General features: G+C 69.1%; 25 protein-coding genes. 4 read left to right on the forward strand and 21 right to left on the reverse strand.

The window, feature by feature from the left end; all coding sequences use genetic code 11:
* Positions 1-192: 192 nt before the first annotated feature.
* Positions 193-1,407 (forward strand): branched-chain amino acid ABC transporter substrate-binding protein, encoded by a 1,215-nt coding sequence (locus ACFSXZ_RS06805; protein WP_378262378.1) that lies wholly within the window; start codon positions 193-195, stop codon positions 1,405-1,407.
* Between the two features lie 169 nt (positions 1,408-1,576).
* Here the strand turns inward: ACFSXZ_RS06805 and ACFSXZ_RS06810 are convergent, their stop codons facing one another.
* From ACFSXZ_RS06810 to ACFSXZ_RS06900, 19 genes are all read right to left on the reverse strand, one after another.
* Positions 1,577-1,684, reverse strand: a complete 108-nt coding sequence (locus ACFSXZ_RS06810; protein ID WP_378262380.1) for a DUF6893 family small protein — start codon at positions 1,682-1,684, stop codon at positions 1,577-1,579.
* 56 nt (positions 1,685-1,740) lie between these two features.
* On the reverse strand, positions 1,741-1,950 hold the full coding sequence (locus tag ACFSXZ_RS06815; protein ID WP_378262382.1) for a hypothetical protein: 210 nt from the start codon (positions 1,948-1,950) through the stop codon (positions 1,741-1,743).
* Complete coding sequence (locus ACFSXZ_RS06820) at positions 1,943-2,587, reverse strand: DUF5947 family protein (protein WP_378262384.1); 645 nt, start codon at positions 2,585-2,587, stop codon at positions 1,943-1,945. Before ACFSXZ_RS06820 ends, ACFSXZ_RS06815 begins: the two co-directional genes overlap by 8 nt.
* Entirely contained in the window at positions 2,584-3,129 is a 546-nt protein-coding gene (locus ACFSXZ_RS06825) for a hypothetical protein (RefSeq protein WP_378262386.1), read from the reverse strand. Before ACFSXZ_RS06825 ends, ACFSXZ_RS06820 begins: the two co-directional genes overlap by 4 nt.
* 184 nt (positions 3,130-3,313) lie before the next feature.
* Entirely contained in the window at positions 3,314-5,110 is a 1,797-nt protein-coding gene (locus tag ACFSXZ_RS06830; protein ID WP_378262388.1) for a nickel-dependent hydrogenase large subunit, read from the reverse strand.
* A 38-nt stretch (positions 5,111-5,148) separates the two neighbouring features.
* A complete protein-coding gene (locus tag ACFSXZ_RS06835; protein ID WP_378262390.1) occupies positions 5,149-6,234 on the reverse strand; it encodes an NADH-quinone oxidoreductase subunit B family protein in 1,086 nt (361 codons plus the stop codon).
* Complete coding sequence (locus tag ACFSXZ_RS06840; protein ID WP_378262391.1) at positions 6,231-6,779, reverse strand: hydrogenase maturation protease; 549 nt, start codon at positions 6,777-6,779, stop codon at positions 6,231-6,233. The genes ACFSXZ_RS06835 and ACFSXZ_RS06840 overlap by 4 nt, the downstream gene beginning before the upstream one ends.
* Positions 6,776-8,161, reverse strand: a complete 1,386-nt coding sequence (locus ACFSXZ_RS06845; protein WP_378262393.1) for a hypothetical protein — start codon at positions 8,159-8,161, stop codon at positions 6,776-6,778. Before ACFSXZ_RS06845 ends, ACFSXZ_RS06840 begins: the two co-directional genes overlap by 4 nt.
* A complete protein-coding gene (gene hypB, locus ACFSXZ_RS06850) occupies positions 8,158-8,877 on the reverse strand; it encodes a hydrogenase nickel incorporation protein HypB (RefSeq protein ID WP_378262779.1) in 720 nt (239 codons plus the stop codon). The genes ACFSXZ_RS06845 and hypB overlap by 4 nt, the downstream gene beginning before the upstream one ends.
* A 175-nt stretch (positions 8,878-9,052) precedes the next feature.
* The gene (locus ACFSXZ_RS06855; RefSeq protein ID WP_378262395.1) at positions 9,053-9,382 is read right to left on the reverse strand and encodes a hydrogenase maturation nickel metallochaperone HypA/HybF; all 330 of its coding nucleotides are present in this window, start codon (positions 9,380-9,382) and stop codon (positions 9,053-9,055) included.
* A gap of 3 nt (positions 9,383-9,385) precedes the next feature.
* Positions 9,386-10,495: a hydrogenase expression/formation protein HypE gene (gene hypE, locus ACFSXZ_RS06860; RefSeq protein WP_378262397.1), complete on the reverse strand. Its 1,110-nt coding sequence runs from the start codon at positions 10,493-10,495 to the stop codon at positions 9,386-9,388.
* Entirely contained in the window at positions 10,492-11,619 is a 1,128-nt protein-coding gene (gene hypD / locus ACFSXZ_RS06865; protein WP_378262399.1) for a hydrogenase formation protein HypD, read from the reverse strand. The genes hypE and hypD overlap by 4 nt, the downstream gene beginning before the upstream one ends.
* A 2-nt stretch (positions 11,620-11,621) precedes the next feature.
* Positions 11,622-11,894 (reverse strand): HypC/HybG/HupF family hydrogenase formation chaperone, encoded by a 273-nt coding sequence (locus ACFSXZ_RS06870; protein ID WP_378262401.1) that lies wholly within the window; start codon positions 11,892-11,894, stop codon positions 11,622-11,624.
* A 21-nt stretch (positions 11,895-11,915) separates the two neighbouring features.
* Positions 11,916-12,620 (reverse strand): D-sedoheptulose-7-phosphate isomerase, encoded by a 705-nt coding sequence (locus ACFSXZ_RS06875; protein ID WP_378262403.1) that lies wholly within the window; start codon positions 12,618-12,620, stop codon positions 11,916-11,918.
* Entirely contained in the window at positions 12,613-12,837 is a 225-nt protein-coding gene (locus tag ACFSXZ_RS06880; RefSeq protein WP_378262405.1) for a HypC/HybG/HupF family hydrogenase formation chaperone, read from the reverse strand. The genes ACFSXZ_RS06875 and ACFSXZ_RS06880 overlap by 8 nt, the downstream gene beginning before the upstream one ends.
* The gene (locus ACFSXZ_RS06885) at positions 12,834-13,469 is read right to left on the reverse strand and encodes a D-sedoheptulose-7-phosphate isomerase (RefSeq protein ID WP_378262407.1); all 636 of its coding nucleotides are present in this window, start codon (positions 13,467-13,469) and stop codon (positions 12,834-12,836) included. The genes ACFSXZ_RS06880 and ACFSXZ_RS06885 overlap by 4 nt, the downstream gene beginning before the upstream one ends.
* 233 nt (positions 13,470-13,702) lie before the next feature.
* Complete coding sequence (locus tag ACFSXZ_RS06890; RefSeq protein WP_378262408.1) at positions 13,703-14,686, reverse strand: aldo/keto reductase; 984 nt, start codon at positions 14,684-14,686, stop codon at positions 13,703-13,705.
* 62 nt (positions 14,687-14,748) lie between these two features.
* The gene (locus ACFSXZ_RS06895; protein WP_378262410.1) at positions 14,749-16,857 is read right to left on the reverse strand and encodes a sensor histidine kinase; all 2,109 of its coding nucleotides are present in this window, start codon (positions 16,855-16,857) and stop codon (positions 14,749-14,751) included.
* A gap of 507 nt (positions 16,858-17,364) precedes the next feature.
* Entirely contained in the window at positions 17,365-18,255 is an 891-nt protein-coding gene (locus tag ACFSXZ_RS06900) for a sterol desaturase family protein (protein WP_378262412.1), read from the reverse strand.
* 78 nt (positions 18,256-18,333) lie between these two features.
* Between ACFSXZ_RS06900 and ACFSXZ_RS06905 the strand changes: the two genes are divergently transcribed.
* Together ACFSXZ_RS06905 and ACFSXZ_RS06910 are read left to right on the forward strand one after the other, a co-directional pair.
* Positions 18,334-18,972: a TetR/AcrR family transcriptional regulator gene (locus tag ACFSXZ_RS06905; protein WP_378262414.1), complete on the forward strand. Its 639-nt coding sequence runs from the start codon at positions 18,334-18,336 to the stop codon at positions 18,970-18,972.
* 223 nt (positions 18,973-19,195) lie between these two features.
* Entirely contained in the window at positions 19,196-19,636 is a 441-nt protein-coding gene (locus ACFSXZ_RS06910) for a hypothetical protein (RefSeq protein ID WP_378262416.1), read from the forward strand.
* Between the two features lie 21 nt (positions 19,637-19,657).
* Here the strand turns inward: ACFSXZ_RS06910 and ACFSXZ_RS06915 are convergent, their stop codons facing one another.
* Positions 19,658-20,686 (reverse strand): hypothetical protein, encoded by a 1,029-nt coding sequence (locus ACFSXZ_RS06915; RefSeq protein ID WP_378262418.1) that lies wholly within the window; start codon positions 20,684-20,686, stop codon positions 19,658-19,660.
* Positions 20,687-20,867: 181 nt separating this feature from the next.
* Between ACFSXZ_RS06915 and ACFSXZ_RS06920 the strand changes: the two genes are divergently transcribed.
* The gene (locus ACFSXZ_RS06920) at positions 20,868-22,079 is read left to right on the forward strand and encodes an MFS transporter (protein ID WP_378262420.1); all 1,212 of its coding nucleotides are present in this window, start codon (positions 20,868-20,870) and stop codon (positions 22,077-22,079) included.
* A gap of 45 nt (positions 22,080-22,124) precedes the next feature.
* Here the strand turns inward: ACFSXZ_RS06920 and ACFSXZ_RS06925 are convergent, their stop codons facing one another.
* Positions 22,125-22,418, reverse strand: a complete 294-nt coding sequence (locus tag ACFSXZ_RS06925; RefSeq protein WP_378262422.1) for a DUF3040 domain-containing protein — start codon at positions 22,416-22,418, stop codon at positions 22,125-22,127.
* Positions 22,419-22,537: the final 119 nt, after the last annotated feature.

Raw genomic sequence — 22,537 nt, forward strand, 5'->3', positions numbered from 1 at the left:
CCGGCGAGAGACTTGCCCGTTTGGGGCAAACGGGGCGACACAAAGGGCATTCGGCGGGAAATTAACCCCCGAAGACGCAGGAAGATCGGTCCTGTGCATACTTTCCCCAATCCAGCCAGGGCGCCGTCTTTATGGTTCGAAGTTCGTGGCTTATGACCTTGGCTGGCCTTCACGCAAGACCCTGTTGTTCGTATGGAGGAATGTGTGTCCAGAGCAATCATCACTGGCGTCGCCGCGTTGGTGACCGCCGCGTCGGTCACCCTCGGCGCCTGCGCGGCACGCGACAGTGGGTCGTCAGCGGGTGCGATTTCCGAGGCCGCCGCCCCGCAGGCGGCCGCGAACGCCGCCACCCCGGCGGGCGACGGCAAGGGGAAATGCTCGAAGGTCTCGCTCGCCTACGTCGGCACGATCAACGGCAACAGCGCCGCGCTGGGGGTCAACACCCTCAAGGGCGCCGAACTGGCCATCAAACAGCACAACCAGGCCAACCCGGACTGCCAGGTGACCTTGAAGCATTTCGACACCGAGGGCAAGCCGGACAAGGCGCCCGGCGTAGTCACCCAGGTGATCAACACGCCGGACATCCTCGGCGTCGTCGGGCTGCCGTTCTCCGGTGAGTCCAAGGCGGTCGGCGACCTGTTCAACAACGCCGGCCTGGCGCAAATCAGCGGTTCGGCCACCAACCCGGCACTGAGCACCCACGGCTGGAAGACCTTCTTCCGCGGCATGGGCAACGACTCGGTGCAGGGCCCCGCCGCGGCGAAGCTGCTCACTGGCTCGCTCAAGGCCTCCAAGGTCTGCGTCATCGAGGACGACTCCGAGTACGGCACCGGCCTGGCCTCCCAGGTCACCCAGGCGCTCGGCGCCAAGGCCACCTGCTCGGACAAGGTGAAGACCGGGCAGACCGACTTCTCCGCCGTCGTCAACAAGGTGCAGTCGGCGAACCCGGACGCGATCTTCTACGCCGGTTATTACCAGGAAGCCGGGCCCTTCGCGCAGCAGCTCAACGACAAGGGCGTCAACGCGAAATTCGTCGCGCCGGACGGCAGCATGGACGAAGAGTTCATCAAGAACGCGGGCCTGGCGGCCACGGGCAACGTGTACTTCACCTGCCCTTGCGTACCGGGCGACACCTTCAAGGACTTCAACGCCGCCTACACATCGGCGGAGGGACAGGCGCCCGGCACCTACTCCACGGAGGGGTATGACGTCACGACGGTGTTCCTCAAGGGGCTCGACAAGGGTTTGAAGGACCGGGCCTCGCTGCTGGACTTCGTCAAGAACTACGACGGCCAGGGCCTGACCAAGCACTACAAGTGGAACGCCCAGGGTGAGCTCTTCGACACCCCGGTCTGGAGCTACAAGGTGCAGAACGGCAAGATCGTCAGCGCCGGGAAGATCGGCTGAGGTCAGCGGCAGGCGGGAACCGGCCAGACTCCAGCGATTTCTGCCCGGTTCTCGCTTTTCGAACATGCCGACCGCACCATCGTCCTTGCCGCGCCGGGCCCTGGGGCCGGCGCGGCAAGGACACCACCTCCACGACAGAGGTGGACCGTGTCCTTTCCGGACTGTCCGGTCACATGCTCCGGATCTTCAGGTAACGCGTGATCGCCGGGTACTCCCGCCAGACCATCGCGGCCAGGGCCACACCCACCGACACCATCAGCACTCTCCGTACTTTCACGGCATTCCTTTCTCTCGCCCGGCACCTGCGGTGACGCCGGCTACGGCGGCCGGTCCTCATGCCGGGGACAGGTTCGGCATGACCGGCAGGATCGCGTCGTGGTCCTTCGGGTTCACCCCGGTGGACCGCCGTGCGTCGGCGGTACCGTCCGGGTGGTGCCCTGCCTGCTTTTCGTAGGCGCCCAGGGCGTTGCCCTGCGGCACGCCCTTGGTGTGCGCCGAGGCATCGGGCTTGACGTCGGGTTTCCCGACCCGGATCTCAGCCATCTCCACTCCTTTCTGTGCCTCCCACGCCGGCGGGCTTGCGCCGGGCGGAAAGGTCGGTGAAGAACTGCTCGACGGCGGGCCACACGGTTCCGCCGCCGGAGAGTCCGCGCCATTCCCGGCCGATGAGCGCCACCAGCCGGAAACAGTCGTCGATGGGCACCAGCCAGTGCTCGCGCGCGCCCCGCGCGGTGTTCACCAGCAGTGCTCGCACGCCCGGCTCCAGCTCGCGCAGCGGCGGGAACCGGCGCTCGATCGTCTTCCACGCGTCTGGGTCGACCTCCCATCGGGTCGCGCCCGCGGGGCTCGGGTAGTGCGCCATCACCGTGCCGTCCGCCTGCCGCACGAAGAACGCCAGGCTGACCGGGACGCCGAGCGCGGTGAGGTCTTCGCGGGAGAACTCCGGCAGCCGGACACGCCGGTCCGGGATGAGCCGGTAATGTCCGCGTCCCGCGGCTTCCCGCTCGAACAGCAGGGTGCACGCCTGGCACGTGCACAGCACGCCGTCGCCGCGCTCGTCCAGCAGATGCCGGTGCCGCGACAGAAGGTCCGCCCCGCACAGGTCGCACCGCTCGGCCGCCCGGGCGGGCTCGGGCCGCCGGATGATGCGGCCCAGCGCGCTTCCCGCCGGGGCGGTCACGACTTCACCCCGCTGTCGCGTGCGCGTGCCGTGACCGACGCGAGCGGGACGAACGCGGTGTCGCCCCTTTTCGCCGGGGCCATGATGGAGACCTCGGACAGCTCGGGCGCCACCGCGAGCACGGCTTCGGTCACCGCCTTGCGCACACCGTCCACAGTGGACCCGCAGCCACCGAGCGCCAGCACCACCGTCGCCACGCCTTCGTCGACGCCGGCCAGTTCGACCATGCCACCACGGCCGGCGACCTCGGGCCGCAGGCGCGCGATGGCGCGGGCGACCCGGCGGGCGACCGGCTCGGGGTGGATCTCGTGCAACACCAGCAGGTGGCCGAGCAGTTCGTCGGCGAGGAACGCTTCCAGCGGGCCGGCCGCCTCGGCCACGTACCCGGCGGCGCGCGCCAGCGCCTCCCCGTACACGCGCGCCAGCTCGGTCACCGCGGCGAGCGCCACCTCGCCGGCCGGACCGGGCGTGGCCTCCACCTGGCCGAGCAGCTCGTCGAGCCGGGAAAGCCGCTCGGCCACCGCGTCGTCGCGAAGCCGCACGGCGGACCCGGCGTCCTCGGTGTTTTTTTCAGAACGCGCCCACCCGATCTCGTTGCCAGGGCTCTCGCTGGTAGGCAACTCCCGTTCTTGCTGCTGGGAGCCCTGCCCCCAAGATCGGGTACCTTCGGAAGGCGCGTGCGACTGCTCACCCTGATCGGTCAGGCCAAGGCTGTCCAACGGTCTGTCAAGCATGCGAGGCGCCCCACATGGGCGAGTGCAGCTTCTCGATCGTGCGGCCGCCACCGAGGTACATGTGCACGCCGCAGGGCAGGCACGGGTCGAAGCTGCGCACCGCCCGCATGATGTCCACGCCCTTGAAGTTGTCGGGACCGTTCTCCTCGAAGATCGGCATGTCCTGCACCGCGTCCTCGTAGGGGCCTGGCGTGCCGTAGTGGTCCCGCGGGCTGCCGTTCCACGGGGTCGGCGGGTACGGGTGGTAGTTGGCGATCTTGCCGTCCCGGATCACCAGGTGGTGCGACAGCACGCCCCGCACCGCCTCGTGGAAGCCACAGCCGATCGCTTCGTCGGGCACCTCGAAGTCGGTGAACACCTTGGTGTCGCCCCGGCGGATGCGGCTCATCCCGTCCTCGAGGAACCGCAGCGACATCGCCGCCGCGTAGGCCACGAAGTAGACCCGCGCGCGGTTGCGCTCCAGCGCGTTGGACCACTTCGGGATCTTCCACTCCAGCGTCATCTCGGGCAGGGTGCGGCTCTTGGGCAAGGCGATCTGCACGCTGCTGCCGGTCGACTTGACGTAGGGCGTGTCCACCAGTCCGGCGAGCGCGGTGGTGTAGAACCGGGCGAACGGGCCTCCCCCGGTGTCGAGCGCGAGATGATCCCCGGTTCGCTTGTCGAACCAGCGCGGGCTCATCACCCAGCTGTACTTGTCGTTGAAGTCGCGCTTGCGCGGCTCGGGCAGGGTGGTCTGGTTCCACGGGTGCCGCATGTCGACCGGGTTGCCGAGAGGATCGTGGGTGACGAAGGGTTCCTCGTTCACCCAGTCCTGGTAGTAGGAACTGCCGAGCAGGATCCGGAGCCCGAGATTGATGTCGACCAGGTCGGTGGTGATCAGCTCGCCGTCGACCACGACACCGGGCGTCACGTACATCGCCCGGCCCCAGTTGGTCATGTTCTGGTAGCGGTAGTCCACGACATCGGGATTCTGGAAGGCACCCCAGCAGCCCAGCAGGACCCGGCGGCGGCCGACCTCCTCGTAGCCGGGCAGCGCCTCGTAGAAGAAGTCGAACACGTCGTTGTTGAGATAGACGGCCTTCTTCACGAAGTCCAGGATGTCCATCAGCCGCGAGAGGTAGTCGGTGAACAGCGTCGGTTCCGGCATGGTGCCCACCCCGCCGGGGTACACAGTGGACGGATGGACGTGCCGTCCTTCCATGAGGCAGAACATCTCCCGGGTGACCCGGCTGATCTTGAGCGCCTCCTTGTACACCTCGCCCTCGAACGGGTTGAGCGCGCGCATGATGTCGGCGATGGTGCGATAACCGTGCACGGCCGCGCCCGGCGCCGCGGTCTTCTCCGCCCTTGCCAGCACGCTCGGGTTGGTGTCCTTGACCATCGCCTCGCAGTAGTCGATGAAGACCAGGTTGTCCTGGAAGATGGTGTGGTCGAACATGTACTCCGCCGCCTCGCCGAGGTTGAGGATCGTCTCCCCCAGCGGCGGGGTCTTGATGCCGTAGGCCATGTTCTGCGCGTAGACCGAGCACGTGGTGTGGTTGTCACCGCAGATCCCGCAGATCCGGCTGGTGATGAACCCGGCGTCCCGCGGGTCCTTGCCCTTCATGAACACCGAATAACCGCGGAACAGCGACGAGGTGCTGTGGCACTCGGTCACCATCCGGTTCGCGAAGTCGATCTTGGTGTAGATGCCGAGGTTGCCGATGATGCGGGTGATCGGATCCCACGCCATCTCCATGATCTGCGGCTGTTTGTCCTTGCTGGTGCGCGCTCGCTGGGTTGCCGTCATGTCCGCTCTCCTGCCTGCTCGTCGGGAACCGTTGACCGTTAACGGGTCGGGGACGCCGGGCGCCAGCGCGGGTCGAAGCCGCTGGTGAGCTTGTCCCGGTTGTGCCGCCACTTGGGCTCTTTGTTCACGGTGCGGTTGGTGATGCCGCGCATCCGCCGGATGAACGTCCCGTACGGCTTGACGGCCAACGACGAGATATGGCCCCCCGGCGGCATGTCCATGAACGGCATGAACTTGTCCGGGAAACCCGGCATGGTGCACGCGATGCAGATGCCGCCGACGTTGGGACAGCCGCCGACCCCGCCCATCCACCCGCGCTTGGGCACGTTGCAGTTCACCACCGGTCCCCAGCAGCCCACCCTGACCTGGCACTTCGGCGAGTTGTAGTCCTCGGCGAAGTCGCCCTGCTCGTAGTAGCCCGCGCGGTCGCACCCCTCGTGCACCGTCTTGCCGAACAACCACTGCGGCCGCAGCATCTCGTCGAGCGGGGGCGGTGGCGCGGAGCCCGCCGCGTGGTAGAGCACCCAGGTGAGGGTTTCCATGAAGTTGTCCGGCTGCACCGGGCAGCCGGGCACGTTGACGATCGGCAGCCCGCCCGCCGACCGGAAGTCCCAGCCGAGATAGTCGGCCAGGCCCATGCATCCGGTCGGGTTGCCCGCCATGGCGTGAATGCCGCCGTAGGTCGCGCAGGTGCCGATCGCGACCACCGCCCACGCCTTGGGCGCGAGACGGTCGATCCACCAGTTCAGCGTGAGCGGGTCACCGGTGTCGGGGTCGTTCCCGAACGAGGTCCAGTACCCGTCACCGTTGATGTTCTCGTTGGGGATGGATCCCTCGATCACCAGGATGAACGGCTTGTCCAGCCGGCCGGCCGCGGCCGCGCGGAACGGGGCCAGGAACTGCTCACCACCCAAGGTCGGGGACAGCACCTTGTTGTGCAGGTGGATCTTCGGCAGTCCGGGCACCAGCCCGGTCACCACGTCCTCGATCGGTGGCTGCGCGGCGGCGGTCACCGAGACCGTGTCGCCGTCACAGCTCATTCCTTCCGAGATCCACAGGATGTGCATCTCGTCGAAGCCCTCCGTGTGCGGGGTCACCGCGCTTCGTGCCGACTCTGTGGTCATTTCGGGTTCCTCCGTCCGACAGCGCTGACCTTTTCCGGCTCGATTTCGTACGCGGGGCCGTAGCCCGCGAGGTCGGCCACCAGCTTCAGCACCACCCGCTCGGCCTCCGGGACCGCCGCGAACACCACATCCGACAAACCCATGCCTTCGGCGAGCACGGCGGGAACGCAGCCCACCACGCGTACGCGGGAGACCCGGCCGCCCAGCGTGCGCAGCAAACCCAGCACCGCCACCGGATCCATGCCGTGCGCGTCCACTCCACGCCCGGCGATCTCGGGGGCGTCCGGGTCCACCTCGAGGACCGCGATGGTGCCGGGCGGGTCGTCCAGCGGAATCGCGTCGACCATGACCAGCGTGTCGAAGCGGCCGCCGAGCAACTCGTAGGCCAGGTGCAGGCCGCGGATGCCGTAGTCGGTGACCTCGATGCCGGGCGGGAGCGGCCTGGCCGACAGCCGCCGCGCCACCTCGACACCGAACCCGTCGTCGCCGAGGAACACGTTGCCGATCCCGGCGACGAGTACCGAGGTCCCGGGTCGCGTGATCATGGTGTCGTCCCGATCGGTTCGAGTTCATCCGGGGCGAAGTAGTAGTAGCGGCCGTACCACCGGTGCAGGTCGGCACCAGGATCGTCCACTATGGTCACCGCCACGTGCCGGGAGTCGTCGACATCGAGGAAAACCGCTTCCACCAGGCCGGTCCGCCCGTCGAGGAACATGTCGTGCGCGTCGGCCCCGTGACGGCGGGGCCGGAGCCGCACCTGGCTTCCCTTGGCCACCCGCACTCCGTCGACGAGCACCGCGTCGCTGTCCGGGCGGAGCGCCGAATCCGCGCCCGGTTCCCACCAGCGAGGCGGGGACGACGGCGACTCGTCCTGCCCGGCACCCAGCGGCCGCAGCGACCGGACCGCGCCGTGGAGCCGGTCCAGGACCTCGCGCGGGATCCCGTCGACCCGGTCGATGATCTCGGCCGCTCGCGGATCGGTCGCCCGTGCCTCACGCTTTTCTTCGTCGGTGAGCGTGAGGGTCCGCAACGACAGGATCTCGTCGATTTCGGTGGCGTCGAACATCGCGCCGGGACTTTCCGGGCTCACCTCCGGGTGGTCGTACATGAGGATCGGCGCCGAGAGCATCACGTCCCGCCGGCCCGCGTCCCCGGCCAGCACGGGGAAGGTGTGCACGTTGCGGCACTCTTTCGCGGCCGCCTCGGCCCACACCGGCGGGTCGAGCAGCGACAGGAACGACCCGCCCCGCACCGACAGCAGGGAATGTGTCGCGACGAGGGAAACCCGCAGCGCCTCGGTACGCGGAGCCTCCGCCGTCGGCGCATCGCCGGTGTTCTCTATTTCGGCGCGCAGCCGCACCAACGGGAACGGCGCGTCCGCTCGCTCCGCCGACAGTCGCACCACCGCCCGCACCGGCCAGGTGGTCCAGACCACACGGCCCACGTCACCGAGCCGCTCGATCTCTTCGCCGGGCGGCGCGAAGATCTCGGTCACGCGGGGAGCCTCGCACAACTCGCCGACCGTCGCCTCGATGTCGTACTCGCGGGGTATCGCCTCGTCGAAAGTCAGATACTGCTCGCCGTCCACGGTCAGTTCGCCGACCGGCCGGAAACCCCGGTCCGGGCAGGCCGCCTGGACCGAACGATGCCGGGTCCGGAGAAACCGGAGTCTCATGTGGACAGTCGCAGAAGCCGGAGCCTCCAGCAGGCATTCGGTCCGCTGGCGCCAGGCGTCGGCGGACCCACTGATCCCGGTGTCCGTCGCGAGTTCCTCGGGCACCCAGGTACGCGGCGCGAGCACCCCGAACTGCCAGCGGACCCGGTTCTTCCCCGAAGACTTCCGGTACGGGTAAAGCAGGTAGCCCTCGTACAGCACCGCGTCGGCCACGTCGACGGCGTGGCCGTACTCCGCGACCGGCCCGCTCACCGCGGTATCCCTGCTTCCTCGGTCAACCGCCGCAGCCGGTCGGCCAGCCACGTGTCCCACTCGCCGAGTCCGTCACCCCGCAGCGCCGACACCGGCAGCACATCCGCCGCCGGGTTGACCCGGCTGAGCCGCTCACGGAAGCGAACGGGATCGAAGTCGACGTGCGGCAGCAGGTCGACCTTGTTCAGCAGGACCACATCCGCCGTGCGGAACATGTACGGATACTTCAGCGGCTTGTCCTCCCCCTCGGTGACCGACATGACCACCGCGCGGTGGTCCTCACCGAGGTCGAACAGCGCGGGACAGACCAGGTTGCCCACGTTTTCCACGAACAGGACCGAACCGGGCGCCGGATCGAGTTCGTCCAGCGCACCGGCGAGCATCCCGGCGTCGAGATGACATCCGGAGCCGGTGTTGACCTGCAGCGCGGGGCAACCGGTGGCACGGATCCGATCGGCGTCCAGCGGGGTGGCCTGGTCGCCCTCGATCACCGCGACCGGCACCCGGTCGAGCAGCCCGGTGATCACCCGCTCCAGCAACGTGGTCTTGCCCGAACCCGGCGAGCTCATCAGGTTGACCATCAGGATCGACCGTTCTCGCAACCACGTCCGGTTGTGCTCGGCCAGATGGTCGTTGCGGGCCAGGACACGGTGCTCCATCGGCACGGTCTCCCCGTGGCCGTGCTCATCCCCACCGCACCCGCAGGTACCACACACCTTCACATCACCTCCCTTTCCGCGGGTTTGCGCGCGACCGCGATCGTGTCGACAGGGCGCTCCTTCACAGCGCAAGGCACTTCACCGAGCCGGGCGCCCTGCCGCCCCGATAGCGGGCCTATCGGCAAGGCGCGCGCTCTCTGATCACCGTGGCAGCCGCGCGTCAGGAGCCGTTTCATGTCACCTCCACCGACAGGATCCGCAATTCGTCACCGGCGAGGATCTGGACGCCGGCGCTGCCGCAGCGGCACAACGGAATCGGGACGTCCAGTTCGAACTCGCTGCCGCAGTCGCCACACAGCGCGCGGCCCGCCGGTTCGTCGATGTCCAGCCGCGCGCCCGCCAGCGTGGTGCCTTCGGCGACGAGGTCGAAGCAGAACCGCACCGCGTCGGGCAGGATTCCCGAAAGCTTGCCGATCTCCAGCCGCACACCCGAAACCTGGACGCCCTCGAACCGCTCGGCGACGGCGTCGACGATGCTCTGGGTGACGGCCAGCTCGTGCATGGCTCAGCAGATCCTCGGCAACGGATCGCCGACCAGCAGGTCCACCACCCGCGTGCCGCCGAAGCTCGTGGTGACCAGGACCATGCCCGGTGGATCCTGCCGCACGCGGCCGATGACCGCGGCCTGCTCGCCGAGCGGGTGACCCCGCATCGCCGCCAGCGCCGCGTCCGCCTCGGCGCCGTCGACCACGGCCACGAACCGGCCCTCGCAGGCGACATAGAGCGGGTCGATACCGAGCAGTTCGCAGGCGCCGCGCACTTCGGCGCGCACCGGGACGGCGTCCTCGTCGACGACGACCGAGACCTGGCCGCCCGTGGCGATCTCGTTGAGGATCGTCGCGACCCCGCCGCGCGTGGCGTCGCGCAGCATCCGCGTCCCCGGGGCGGCCGCCAGCAGACTCGCGACCAGACCGTGCACCGGCGCGGTGTCCGAGACCAGATCCGCGTCGATGTCCAGTTCCCCGCGCGCCAGCATGATCGTGATGCCGTGCTCGCCGATCGGCCCCGACACCAGCACCGCGTCGCCGGGGCGCACGCCCGCCACGCCGAGTCCGCCGGGCCGTTTCAGCACGCCGACCCCGGCCGTGTTGATGTAACAGCCGTCCGCCTTGCCGCGCTGGACCACCTTCGTGTCTCCGGTGACCACCTCGACCCCGGCGGCCCGTGCCGCGGCGGTCATCGAGGCCACCACCTGTTTCAGGTCGGCGACCGGAAACCCTTCCTCGAGAATGAAGCCGGCGGTCAGGTACATCGGGATGGCCCCGGACACGGCGAGGTCGTTGACCGTGCCGTTGACCGCGAGGTCGCCGATGTTCCCACCCGGGAAGAACAGCGGGGACACCACGAACGAGTCGGTCGTGAGCGCCAGTCTCGCGCCGTCGAGGACGAGTTCCGCGGCGTCGCCGAGCGGTTCCAGCAGCGGGTTGCGGAAGGCGTCCAGGAAGATCGCCTCGATCAGCGTGTGGGTCGCCTTGCCGCCGGAACCGTGGGCGAGGGTGACGCGCTCGGCCCGCACCCGGGCGGGAGCACGCCGTGCCCGGTCGATGCGGTCGAGTACCGACCTTTCACGACTGTCCGAAGTAGACATACCGGTAGTGGACACTTCGGTACTCATGCCGGGCTCGCCTCCTTCACCCTCTGCCGGCTGAACCGGCCGAAGTTGTAGTAGGCCGCGCACGCGCCCTCGGGCGAGACCATGCAGGTGCCGATCGGGGTCTCCGGGGTGCACGCGGTGCCGAACACCTTGCACTCCCACGGTTTCAGCACGCCCTTGAGCACTTCGCCGCACTGACACGCCTTCGGGTCCGCCACCCGCACGCCCGGCAGATCGAAGATCCGTTCGGCGTCGAACCCGGCGTAGGCGTCACGGATCCGCAGCGCCGAGTGCGAGATGAAGCCCAGGCCCCGCCATTCGAAGTAGGGCCGCGGTTGCATCGTCTCGCCGATCACCCGCATGGCCACCCCATTGCCGTCCCAGCTCACGACCCGGGAGTACTGGTTCTCCACCTCCGCGCGGCCACGGGCGAGCTGCCGCATGATCATGTAGATCGACTGGAGGATGTCCAGCGGCTCGAAACCGGCGACCACCACGGGCTTTCCGTAGTCCCGCGCGATGAACTCGTAGGGGCGGCAACCGATCACCGTGGACACGTGGCCGGGACCGAGGAAGCCGTCCAGGCGCAGATCCGGCGAGTCCAGGATCGCCTTGATCGCGGGAATGATGGTGACGTGGTTGCCGAACACCGAGAAGTTGCCGATCTTCTCCTCCGCCGCCCTTAGCAGGGTCATCGCGGTCGACGGCGCGGTGGTCTCGAACCCGATCGCCATGAACACCACCCGCCGGTCCGGGTTCGCGCGGGCGATCTTGAGCGCGTCCAGCGGCGAGTAGACCATCCGGATGTTCATGCCCTCGGCCCCGGCGTCGAAGAAGTTCCCGCCGCTGCCCGGCACCCGCATCATGTCGCCGAACGAGGTCATCAACACCCCCGGCTGCCGCGCGATGTGGATCGCGTCGTCGACCCGGCCCATCGGGATCACGCACACCGGGCAGCCCGGCCCGTGCACCAGACCGATCTGCTCGGGCAGGTAGTCCTCGATGCCGTGCCGGTAGATCGTGTGCGTGTGCCCGCCGCACACCTCCATGATCTTGTACTCGCGCCCGGGCTCGCACAGCCTGGCGATCTTCGCGGCCAGCGCGCGGGCCTTCTCCGCGTCACGGAACTCGTCGACGAACCGCATCCCTACTCCATCCCGGATTCCCGTATCGCGGCCAGCTCGTCCTGATAGGACTGGCCGATGCCGTCGAGGAGCGCCAAGACCGCCTTCGCCTCCGCTTCGTCTATTTTGGACATCGCGAAGCCGACGTGGATGAGCACCCAGTCACCGGTGACCGGCGGCGACTGGCCGAGCAGGGAGACGTTGATCATCCGCCGCACGCCGCTCACCTCGACCTTGGCGACCTCCGGCCGGGCAGGGTCGAGTTCGACGACCTCTCCCGGGATGGCCAGGCACATCGGCGTTGTCTCCTTCCGCGGTTACTCCGCTCGCTGCTCCGGCGCGGCTTGGGCACGCGCGTCAAGGACGTCGACGGTGAGTTCCCACAGGGCGTGGTAAAGGGTGGTCTGCGCCTCCTGGATGCGGTGCACCGACGGTGAAGGCACCACGAACAGGTAATCCAGGCAGTCCAGTTCGGCCATCTTGCCGCCGTCGTAGCCGGCGATCCCGACGGTGAGCATCCCCCGCCTGGCCGCCTCGCCGAAGGCGCGCAGCAGGTTCGGCGAGTTGCCGCTCGTGGTCAGCCCGACCGCGATGTCACCGGACCGGCCGAAAGCACCCAACTGGCGGGAGAACACCACATCGAAGCCGACATCGTTGGACAGCGCGGTGATCACGGCGATGTCGTTGGTCAGCGCGAACGCGGGCAGCGGCCGGGCAGGCACCCCGCCGCTGGTGCTGTCCGGGCTCAGGAACAGGCTGGCCAGATCCTGGGCGTCGGTGGAACTGCCGCCGTTCCCGAACGCCAGCAGGCGCCCTCCGGCGGTGAAACGGTCCGCCATCGCCCGCGCGCACTCCGCCAGTCTGCGGCCCTCGCGCTCCCCCACCGTGCGGCGCAGCGCGGTGACCTCCGCCAGCTTGTCCATTGTGGACTTCCGTGCTTCGGTCAGCAGGCCACCGAGATCGGACTCACCCGCGTAGAGGAACGGATACAGCGACTTCATCGCCGCGTCGTGCTCAGTCATGAGCGTTTCTCCCCGTGACCGCGATCGCCTCACCGGCGTGCACCAGGATCCGGTCGCCGGGACGCGCGTCGACGAGCGCGACACTGACCTCCTCGATCCGGCCGTCCCCCGGATCGGCCTCGGCGAGGTCACCGTCGAGCAGCCCTACGACGACGACCTCGACCGCGGTGTCGGAACAGGTGACACACACCCTCTCGTCACACGGCTCCTGCTTCATCGGATCACCCCCGGTCCCAGTAGCCCCGGTTGCTCCAGGAAGACATGCACCAGCTCCCACAGGATGTGATAGGTGGTGACGTGCACCTCCTTGATCACCCGGGGGTCGGCCGACCGCGCGAGGAAGGTGTGGTCCACCCGCTCGCATCCGACGATCGCGCCGCCGTCACCGCCGACCAGCGCCAGCGTGAGCATGCCGAGTTCCCTGGCCGCCGCCAGGCCGCGCCGCACGTTCGGGCAGTGACCGTCGGCCGAGAGACCGAGCGCGATGTCCTCTCCAGCGGCGAGAAAACGCAACTGGTGCGTGAAAATCTCGTCGAGCCCCTGACGCCCGGCGACCCCCGTGATGGTCGCGACGTCCGCGGTCAGCGAGATGGCGGGCAGTGCCCGTTTGCCGACGATCACCGGGTGCACGAACTCGACGGCGATGTGCTGGGCGTCCGTGCTCGCCGGGCCGTTGCCGAACACCACCAGCTTTCCCCCGTGATGAAACCGCTCGGCCATCGCGTGGCACGCCCGCGCGACCTCACCGGCATGCCCGGCGAGTTCCTCGATCGGCGCGCCGCGGCGTTCGAACACGGCGGTCACCCGGCCGGTGTCCGGCCCGGTGACCCCCGGCATCGAAACCGTCATCGTCGCTCCTCACCCGGACACGGACCGGCCGGCACGGCGTCACTGTTGATCGGTGCGCCGCGGCGGGGAACGATCGCGGCCTTGAGCATGGGTAACATGCGAGCGTCACGTCACCACCGGCCGCGCGGCGCGCACCGTCGACGGAAACGCGCACGGGCAAGGAAAAGCCGAGGACGTGCCTCAGGGCCGAGATATGTCCACAGTAGACAACCGGGGCGGTCCCGGTTCAGGGGTCACCAATGCTGGTGAACCCCGGGCCGGATCTTCCGGTCGTAGAGATCGGCGACAGCGTCCAGAGTGGACGGTGAAAGCGGGGCCAGTTCCGCGGCGGCGGCATTGGCGCGGGCCTGCTCGGGTGATCGGGCGCCGGGAATCACCGAGGTGACGCCAGGCTGCTGAATGATCCACCGCAACGCGGTCTGCGCGGGGCTCGCCCCTTCTCCCGCCAGCTCCGCGAACTCGGCGGCGGCCTCGACACCGGTGGCGAAGTCCACCCCGGCGAAGGTCTCACCCCGGTCGAACGCCTCGCCGTGCCGGTTGAACGTGCGGTGGTCGTCCGGGCCGAACACCGTGTCTTTGGTGTACCGGCCGGACAGCAGCCCGGACGCCAGCGGTACCCGCGCGATGATCCCGACGCCCGCCCGCGCCGCGGCCGGCAGGACCCGCTCGAGCGGCTTGAGCCGGAACGGGTTCAGGATGATCTGCACACTCGCGGTCCCGGGCCGGGCGATCGCCGTCAGCGCTTCGTCACACGTTTCGACGCTGACCCCGTAGGCCGCGACCCGCTTTTCCGCGACCAGTGTGTCGAGCGCGTCGAAAACCGGGTCACTGGAGTAGACCGGCGTGGGCGGACAATGCAGCTGAACCAGATCCAGCGTCTCCACCCCGAGGTTCTCGCGGGACCGGTCGGTCCAGGCACGGAAGTTGTCGAGCGTGTAGTTCGCCGGGGCGAGTGTGGCGCGCCTGCCCATCTTGGTGGCCACGAAGATCTCCCGGTCCGGACACTCACGCCGGTACCGGCCGATCAAGGCCTCGCTGCGCCCGTCGCCGTACACGTCGGCGGTGTCGAAAAAGCTCACCCCGGCGGACACCGCAGCGTCGAGCACCGCGAGGGCGGCGTCCTCGTCGACCTGCCCCCAGTCGGCGCCGAGCTGCCAGGTGCCCAACCCGATCACCGAAACATTTCGGCCTGTCCTGCCCAGAACGCGCTGCTCCACCCGCCCCACCCTAGTGCCCCGCGGATGATCACGTCGGCCGTGGCTCACCGCCGCCACGCGCCCTAATCCGTGGGACCCGCGCGGTGCCGTCCCCGCCGGACCTCCTGCCGGAACCGTTCCAGACCACGCGCCGTGGTCTCGCCCCGCGCCGGAAGACGGTCGGCGGACGGTGGCGGTGGCGGTGGTGGCGGTTCCAGACGCCGCCCTTCCACATCGAGGTCGTGGAACTCGGTTTCGTCGGCGTAGGCGTCCTGGCCGTCTTCGACCGGAAACGACCATGCCGGTTCGGGGGGCCGCGGGAACTCCATGCCCGGCGAGGTGTCGGCGACGTCGGGTACCGGAGGCTGCTCACGAGAGGCGTAACGGCCACGGTTCAGACCACGCTGGAAGTTGCTCAGGCGGCCGCGCATCTCGTTGGCGTCGCGCGTGGGCACCTCAGGCGGAGGCGGGGCGGGAAAGGAACCCCTCGGCGGGGCAAGGCTTCCCGGCATGAGCTGCTCGCCACGGCGACGGCGGGGCAAGCCGACCTCCGTGAAGGTCTCCGGCGCGGCCTGCGAGACCTCCTGCACCGCGCGCCAGCTCGCGTCGGCCGCGAAGTCCCACCCGCCGGTGCCGGTAGTACCGGTGGAGGACCCCGCGGTGGCGGAATCCTCACGGAACCAGGCGGGGATGATCGCGTCGAAGATCGGCGTGGTCTCCTGGACCACCGTCCCGGCCCGACCGCCGGCGAGTGGATCACCGGCCCCGTAGTCGCGCCGCGGCGGGGCCGCGGCCGGCTGCGGAGGAGCCCAGGCGGGCTCCGGCGGAGCCCACACCGGTTCCGGCTCGGGCTGCGCGACCTCGACGCGGCCCCAGGCCGGCTCCGGTTCCGGCTCGGCGATCTCCACCCGGCCCCACGCCGGTTCCGGTTCCGGCTCCTCCTCCGTCGTGCCGTCCCAGGCCGGTTCCGGCTCGACGGCGGCGCGATCCGGCGGGGTCCACTCGGACTCGGGGGAAGCCCATGCCGCTCCGGTCGGGGTCCACTCGTGTTCGGGCGGACTCCACCGCGCGCCCGAGCGCGTCCAGGTGGGTTCCGGATCGGGTTCCACCGACGGGTAGGCGATCTCCTCCGCGGGCGGCGGAGCGGGCGACAACGAACCGATGTAGCCCTCACGCCGTGAGGTGCCCTTGTCCGGCCGGCGGGGCAGCACCTGGCGGGCCGGCGAATCCGGCAGGCGGATGGCGACCGACATCTCCGTCCGGACCTCGCCGGGGACGAGCACGCTCGCCTTCACGCCCGGCAGTCCCATACCGCTTTCCAGCGTCACGTGGAGGCCGTGGCGGCGGGCGAGCCGCCCGGCCACGGCCAGTCCCAGCTGTTCGGGCATCAGCGGATCGGCCGTGCCGCCGGCGAGCCGGGAATTGGCCTCGGCGATCTGGGCTCCGCTCATGCCGGGACCGTGGTCGGTGATCTCGATCCGCAGGGCGCCCCGGTCGGCCTCGATCAGGTCCATCACGACGGCGGTGGACGGATCGGAAAACGCGGTCGCGTTGTCGAGCAGTTCGGTGAGCAGCCGCGTCAGGTCACCGGCCACGTGCCCGTCGATGCGGCAGTACGGCTCCTTGTTCAGCACGATCCGCTCGTGCTGGTCGACATCGGCGATCGCGGTGCGGATGATCTCGGCGGTGTCGACCTGTTTGCGCGCCGGCCTGCCGCCGGAGAGCACCATCAGGTTCTCGGCGTTGCGCCGGATCCGGTTCGCGATGCGGTCGAGCTGGAGCAGGGTGGCGACCTTGTCGACCTCGCTCAGCGCGCCCTCCAGCCGGTCGATCAGCTGGAACTGCCTTCGCACGAGGGTCCGGTCGCGGTGGGACAGGACGAGGACCAGGTCCCGGTAGCCGACGCGCTTGCGGCCTTCATCACCGTGCGCGGTCAGGTACCGGTCGTACTCGGCACCCGCTTCCTTGTCTTCGGCGTCGAGGTGGCTCGCGCAGTGCTCCCACAACGGCCGTGCTTCCTCGAACCCGTACTCGACGGCCGTGCGCAGCCAGCGTTCCGCGTCGGCGTGCAGGCCGTCCTCGAAGTCGCGCGCGCCGAGTTCGAACGCGCGCTGGGCGATGTCGGACATGGTGACGGACCGTTCGGGCGGGTCCGCGCTGCCGTAACGGTCGTAGTACTGGTCGGCGGTCACCGGCCCGCCTCCTCGCCGGAGTGACCCGTCATGGCGACCGGCTCCGGAGCCCCTCGGGTAGGGCTCCGACCGGTTCTGCCGTCGTCAGTACGCATGAGCTCCTCGCCGCGGTCGGCCCATGACGGACGAGCCGGGGTTGCGCCCTCGTCGCGGGTCCGGTTCGTGTTGGTCACACCTCACGGGTTCTCCACTGCCGGAGAGGCTATGTCGCGCCGCCCGTCCGGGACAACCACGTGCTGACAATCCGCTGCCGGTTCGAGCGTCCATACCGGTGAATACGGAGGACACCCGAAGATCGGACAACACGCGTCGTGTGTTTTTCGTCCCCTCACCGGGACGGTTCTTCACCGGCGTCCCGGGATATACCTACCGGATCCGGAAAAGCCCCCGCAAGTCGGCGACGGACCGGCCCGTGAGTGAGAGCCACGTCACGATGCACGCCGCGGCTCCGTGTTGATCAACGCCCGGCGGACACGGCGGGTTCATCGGGGCAGGGAGAAATCCGCGTCAGCGCGATCCGGCACCTTCCCCGGCTTCCTCGGTGGTCACCGCGGGCGAGAGCGCGGGCTGCCACCCGGGCGGGCCGAAGAGGTAGCCGAACCGGTCGCGGGGACCCTTCGCCGCCCGGAGATCGCGCCAGAGCGCACCGAATTCGTAGTACTGCAAGGTCAGCACGTTGTCGCTGTCGATGTTCTTCGTCAGGCCGTAGGTCGGCCGGAAGGTCTCCGCACGGAAGCTGCCGAACAGGCGGTCCCAGATGATGAAGATCCCGCCGAAGTTCTTGTCCAGGTACTCCGGGTCACTGGCGTGGTGCACGCGATGGTGCGAAGGGGTGTTGAACACGAACTCGAACCAGCGCGGCAGCTTCCCGATGGTCTCGGTGTGGACCCAGAACTGGTAGATCAGGTTCACCGAGAAGGCGGTGAAGATCATCCAGGGCGGCACGCCCAGCACCGGAAGCGGCGTCCAGAGCAGGAGTTCGAACCACGGGTTCCACTTCTGGCGCAGCGCGGTCGAGTAGTTGAAGTACCGGCTGTTGTGGTGGACCTGGTGCGCGGCCCACATCAGGCGGATGCGGTGCGACATGCGGTGGTAGACGTACCAGATCAGGTCGACACCGACCATGACCCCGGCCCAGACCAGCCAGTTGTGCGGGTCGAGGCGGAACGGGGACGCCACGTACAGCACCGCGTAACCGATCAGAGCCAGTGCCCTGCCGCCCCCGTTGAAGAGCAGCGAGACCACGCCCATGGTCAGGCTCGTCCGGGTGTCGGTCTTGTCGAAGCCCCGGCGGTCGTGGGTGTCGTGCCGCAGGGACAGCGCCTCCACCACGACCGCGAGCAGGAAGAACGGTATGGCGTAGGTCACCGGCTCGTTGATCTGGTCCCACAGCGTCATGGCCCGTCCATTCCGGCTCGAACGATATGACTCTTCGGTCACTTCCGGTGAAATGACCGTAGGGTAAGTTCGGAACCGATGTCAATATCGTCAGCGTCGTCACCCCCGCGGCAGGCTCGCGGGACCAAGGGCATGCCGCACGCCGACCGCCGGCAGGAGATCATGGCGGCGGCCCTGCGGGAGTTCGCCGAGCACGGCTTCGCCGTCTCGTCGATGGCGTCGGTCGCCGCCCGGGCCGGCATCTCCAAGGCGCTGGTCTACCAGCACTTCCCGTCCAAGGAAGGGCTCTACCTCGCCTGCTTCACCGGCATCGCCGAGCCTCTCGTCGCCAGGATCGAAGCCGAGATGGCCGCCTCGCCCCCCTCGTCCCTTCCGATCAACGTGCTCAACGGGGTCTTCGATGCGCTCGGCCCGGACAGGACCACCTGGCGGCTCTTCTACGACCCCACCGCGCCCACCACCGGCGAGGCGGGCGAGACCGTCAACCGGTTCCGCGAGCGGCTGACCGGCCTGGCCCTGTCCGGAGTGTCCGACTTCCTCGGCACGCTGGGCGAGGTGGACCCCCTCGACGTCGACGCGCTGGCCCGGATGTGGACCGGGATCGTCGACGCGGTCGTCACCTGGGCGATCGACCACCCCGATGAGACCGCCGAACAGCTCACCGCGCGCTGGACCCGGATCGTCACCGCGATCTTCGACGTCGGCGGCCGCCGGTAAGCCGGAGGTTCTGGCCGGCGAATTCGCCTCCGGCGCGGAATTCACCACCGTCCGGGTATCACACTTTTCGGTAGATCAGCGGACCACCACAGCACTTTCGAGGACAGCCGGAAACGGGCGGTAGCGAAATGATCCCCCTGCCTGCGGACTGTGCGGGCAGGGGGATTTTCGTATCCTGGAAATAACCGGAAAAATTCCAGGAAAAGTGAGGGACTGATATTCCATGCCTACGCCGCCGAGAACCCGGAAGGCATTGCCGACGGCCTGGCCGGGGCGCCTGCTGGTCGTGCTGGGCGCACTGGGCACGGTGGTCACTGTGCTCACCCTGGCCGGCTGCCGGTCCGAAAGCAGTGACAGCACCATCGTGATCGACCACGGGAACCACGTGCTGCCCGCCACCGAGGAACCTGTGGGCACACAACGATCCTGGACCATGCCGGCGGTCACCGGACTCACCCTGAGGCAGGCCCAGGACCGTGTCCGCCAGCGCACCGACGGCGCGCTCGTCTCGATCCGCACCCATGACGCGACCGGCCAGGGGCGTCATCCCCTGGCCGGAGCGCGCTGGCGGGTCTGCTCCCAGGACATTCCGTCCGGCACTCACCTCGTCCGGCGCCAGAAAATCGATTTGGGAGTCGTGCAGCTCACCGAATACTGCCCGTGAGGGCGATGCGTATTCCGGGATTCACGAGGTGAACGGGACGACCGTCCAGCTCAGCACCCGCGGGTCACGCGGATCCACGGTGACCCGGAGATAGTCCTTCGCGTTGGAGGATCCGTCGACCGTGACCCGGGAAAGGTTCGGCACCGGTTGCCCGACGCCGTAGAAGGACAACCATTGCGAACCGGCAGCCAGGGGGTTGTCGCTGTGGTAGACGTGGCTGTCCCCGTTGAACAGGTAGACCGGTCCCGGGAAGGCGGCCGACTCACGGGCGATGGCCGCCACGATCGGCTGGAAGCCGTAATACCCGCCGAAGGCGGGGTCGGGCACCGTCGGGTCGAACATGTCCGCCTGCATCAGCAGCGTGACCGCGCGGTCGTGGTGCTGGCGGGCCTCGGCGAAGGTGGTCCGGATTTCCTGGATCACCGCGGCGGTCCGGCCGAGCACTTCGGCGGTCTGCTCCGGCGTCGGCGCGGTCTGCCCGGTCCACGGCGCGAGACTGTCGTTGCTGCCGACCACGTCCACCGCCGCGAACGCCACCCGCGCCCGCTCCCAGCGCACGTTCTCCGGGATGCCCTGATCCGCCTGCGAAACGACCGGGGCGCTGTGCTGCCCGAGCGTGCGGCCGGGACTCGGGAAGAACACCTGCCGGATCTTCGCCAGCCGCTCCAGCGGGTTGTAGCCGCCGTTGTTCGCGCGATGGCAGTCGGTCCACTCGTTGTCCCCGACGGTGTAGACGAGCGGGTCGGAGAACTTGTCGAAGTCGCCCTTGATCTTCTGGAAGTACTCGTCGCCGCACACCGACGAGCCGTCCTTGATGTCGCCGAGGTGATCGACCCACTCCACCGCCGGGTCGGCGTTGATCTGCGCGACCACCGAGGGGAACTGGGCGATCTCCGCCGCGCCGTAGGGAATGTCGCCGATCACGGCGAAGGTGTGCGCGTCATCGGGCCGTCCCGGCGCCGTGGCGGAGGCCGGCCCCACCGCCGCGACCGTGCCGCTCAGGATTCCGGCCGACACCACGGCCCCTACCACCACATGCCATCTCCGCACGAAACACTCCCTCACTCAGCGTTGGCCGAAGCCGCCGTAACGGCGCTGAGAATCGCAGGACGGGCTTACCGGAAGGCGACCACGAAGTGAACGGTCTTCCTCCGGGTACCGACAGCGTGAATTCGCGGGCGGGCGGGTATGCGGCGGTATGGAGTTCGAGCGGGAAGCCGAAGGAACGAGCGTGACGGGCCGCCGGGCGACGGTCGTCACACGGCGGCAGGTGACGGGCTGGCCCGCGGTCGCGCTGACCGCCGCGGCCTTCACCATCGCGATGCTCGGCACCACCCTGCCGACCCCCCTCTACCCGCTGTACCAGCAGGCCTTCGGGTTCGGCGAGTTGAGGACCACCGTGGTCTTCGCCGTGTACGCGATGGGCGTGATGGTCGCGCTGGTGCTGACCGGCAGGTGGTCCGATCAGCTCGGGCGCAGGCCGATGCTGCGCGCCGGTCTCGCCCTGTCCGGTCTCGCGGCGCTGGTGTTCGTCCTGGCGGATTCGATCGGCTGGCTGTTCGCCGGCCGCGTCGCGTCCGGACTGTCGGCCGGTATCTTCACCGGGACCGCGACCGCCGCCCTCGTCGACTTCGCTCCCGGGCCGCACAAGGCACGGGCGGGGCTGGTGGCCGCCGTGGTGAACATGGGCGGGCTCGGGTTGGGCCCACTGATCGCCGGGCTCCTCGCCCAGTACGCTCCCGCGCCCCTCAGGCTGGTCTATCTCGTCGATCTCGGCCTGGTGGCGGTGGCGGCGTTCGCGGTGGAGGTGGTCACCGAACCCGTCGAGCGCGCGGCCTCGCCGAATCTGCGGCCGCAGAAGCTGGCCGTACCGGCCGAGGTGCGGGATGTCTTCGTCCGCGCCGCGATCGCCGGGTTCGCCGGTTTCGCGGTGCTGGGCCTGTTCACCGCGGTTTCCCCGGCCTTTTTCGGTGCCGTGCTGCATGACACGAACCGCGCTCTGGTCGGCGTCGTCGTGTTCGCGCTGTTCGCCTCCTCGATGGCGGGCCAGACGGTGTCGTCGCGGCTCGGTGAACGCCGTGCCCTGATCGCCGGATGCGCCGGGCTGGTCGCGGGAATGGCGCTGATCGCGGGCAGCCTCGCGCTGGCGTCACTGCCGCTGCTCGTCACCGGCGCGGTGATCGCGGGGCTCGCGCAGGGCATGGGTTTCCGGGCCGGCCTGACCGCGGTGACCGTGTCGGCCCCGGCCGGGCGACGCGCCGAGATCACGTCCACCTTCTTCGTCGTGCTCTACCTCGGCCTCATCATTCCGGTGATCGGCGAGGGCGCGGCGGCCAGGGCCGTCGGGCTGGTCTCCTCCGGCATCGTGTTCGCCGGCGGCGTCGCCGTGCTCGCCATCGTCGTGCTCGCGTTGCTCATCCGCGGGCGCGACACGACCTCTTGATCGGAAAGCGCTTACAACACTCCCCCGGCGGCGTGCTTCCCCGAGCTAGCGCAGGACGGGCGGGATCGGATCGACCCGCGTCTGGTCGGGCCGGGCGACGTGCAGGGTCAGCGCCGCGGACAGCAGCAGACAGGCGAGAAAGATCAAGAGGAACGGGCCGATGACGATACCGACGGCCAGCGCGGCCGCCGCGGCCACGGCGAGCCCGGCCCGCACGGCCGGGCAGTTCACCCGGCGGCACTCCCGGCCCGCGCCGAGGCTGCGGGCCAGCGCCGGGTCGGTGCGGGCGAACCAGTTTTCGACCTGGGCGAGTTGACGCTGTTCGCGAGCGCTGAGCATGGCGGCTCCCGGCGGGTGCGTGAAGCGCGAATGTGACCTGCCTTACACCATTATCCCTCGGCGTCACCCGCGCGCGATGCCACCGTTCGTGTGCATCCACCTCCGGGGCGTGCACGCGC

The organism is Amycolatopsis pigmentata (genome assembly GCF_042684065.1).
In the GTDB taxonomy this organism is placed as follows: domain Bacteria; phylum Actinomycetota; class Actinomycetes; order Mycobacteriales; family Pseudonocardiaceae; genus Amycolatopsis_E; species Amycolatopsis_E pigmentata.

What these genes read in the sequence shown, in the direction of transcription:
- ACFSXZ_RS06805 (WP_378262378.1), top strand. Translation starts at nt 193, where the DNA reads ATGGAGGAATGTGTGTCCAGAGCAATCATCACTGGCGTCGCCGCGTTG.
- ACFSXZ_RS06815 (WP_378262382.1), bottom strand. Translation starts at nt 1,950, where the DNA reads ATGGCTGAGATCCGGGTCGGGAAACCCGACGTCAAGCCCGATGCCTCG.
- ACFSXZ_RS06830 (WP_378262388.1), bottom strand. Translation starts at nt 5,110, where the DNA reads ATGACGGCAACCCAGCGAGCGCGCACCAGCAAGGACAAACAGCCGCAG.
- ACFSXZ_RS06835 (WP_378262390.1), bottom strand. Translation starts at nt 6,234, where the DNA reads ATGACCACAGAGTCGGCACGAAGCGCGGTGACCCCGCACACGGAGGGC.
- ACFSXZ_RS06840 (WP_378262391.1), bottom strand. Translation starts at nt 6,779, where the DNA reads ATGATCACGCGACCCGGGACCTCGGTACTCGTCGCCGGGATCGGCAAC.
- ACFSXZ_RS06855 (WP_378262395.1), bottom strand. Translation starts at nt 9,382, where the DNA reads ATGCACGAGCTGGCCGTCACCCAGAGCATCGTCGACGCCGTCGCCGAG.
- hypE (WP_378262397.1), bottom strand. Translation starts at nt 10,495, where the DNA reads ATGAGTACCGAAGTGTCCACTACCGGTATGTCTACTTCGGACAGTCGT.
- hypD (WP_378262399.1), bottom strand. Translation starts at nt 11,619, where the DNA reads ATGCGGTTCGTCGACGAGTTCCGTGACGCGGAGAAGGCCCGCGCGCTG.
- ACFSXZ_RS06870 (WP_378262401.1), bottom strand. Translation starts at nt 11,894, where the DNA reads ATGTGCCTGGCCATCCCGGGAGAGGTCGTCGAACTCGACCCTGCCCGG.
- ACFSXZ_RS06875 (WP_378262403.1), bottom strand. Translation starts at nt 12,620, where the DNA reads ATGACTGAGCACGACGCGGCGATGAAGTCGCTGTATCCGTTCCTCTAC.
- ACFSXZ_RS06880 (WP_378262405.1), bottom strand. Translation starts at nt 12,837, where the DNA reads ATGAAGCAGGAGCCGTGTGACGAGAGGGTGTGTGTCACCTGTTCCGAC.
- ACFSXZ_RS06885 (WP_378262407.1), bottom strand. Translation starts at nt 13,469, where the DNA reads ATGACGGTTTCGATGCCGGGGGTCACCGGGCCGGACACCGGCCGGGTG.
- ACFSXZ_RS06900 (WP_378262412.1), bottom strand. Translation starts at nt 18,255, where the DNA reads ATGACGCTGTGGGACCAGATCAACGAGCCGGTGACCTACGCCATACCG.
- ACFSXZ_RS06905 (WP_378262414.1), top strand. Translation starts at nt 18,334, where the DNA reads ATGTCAATATCGTCAGCGTCGTCACCCCCGCGGCAGGCTCGCGGGACC.
- ACFSXZ_RS06910 (WP_378262416.1), top strand. Translation starts at nt 19,196, where the DNA reads ATGCCTACGCCGCCGAGAACCCGGAAGGCATTGCCGACGGCCTGGCCG.
- ACFSXZ_RS06925 (WP_378262422.1), bottom strand. Translation starts at nt 22,418, where the DNA reads ATGCTCAGCGCTCGCGAACAGCGTCAACTCGCCCAGGTCGAAAACTGG.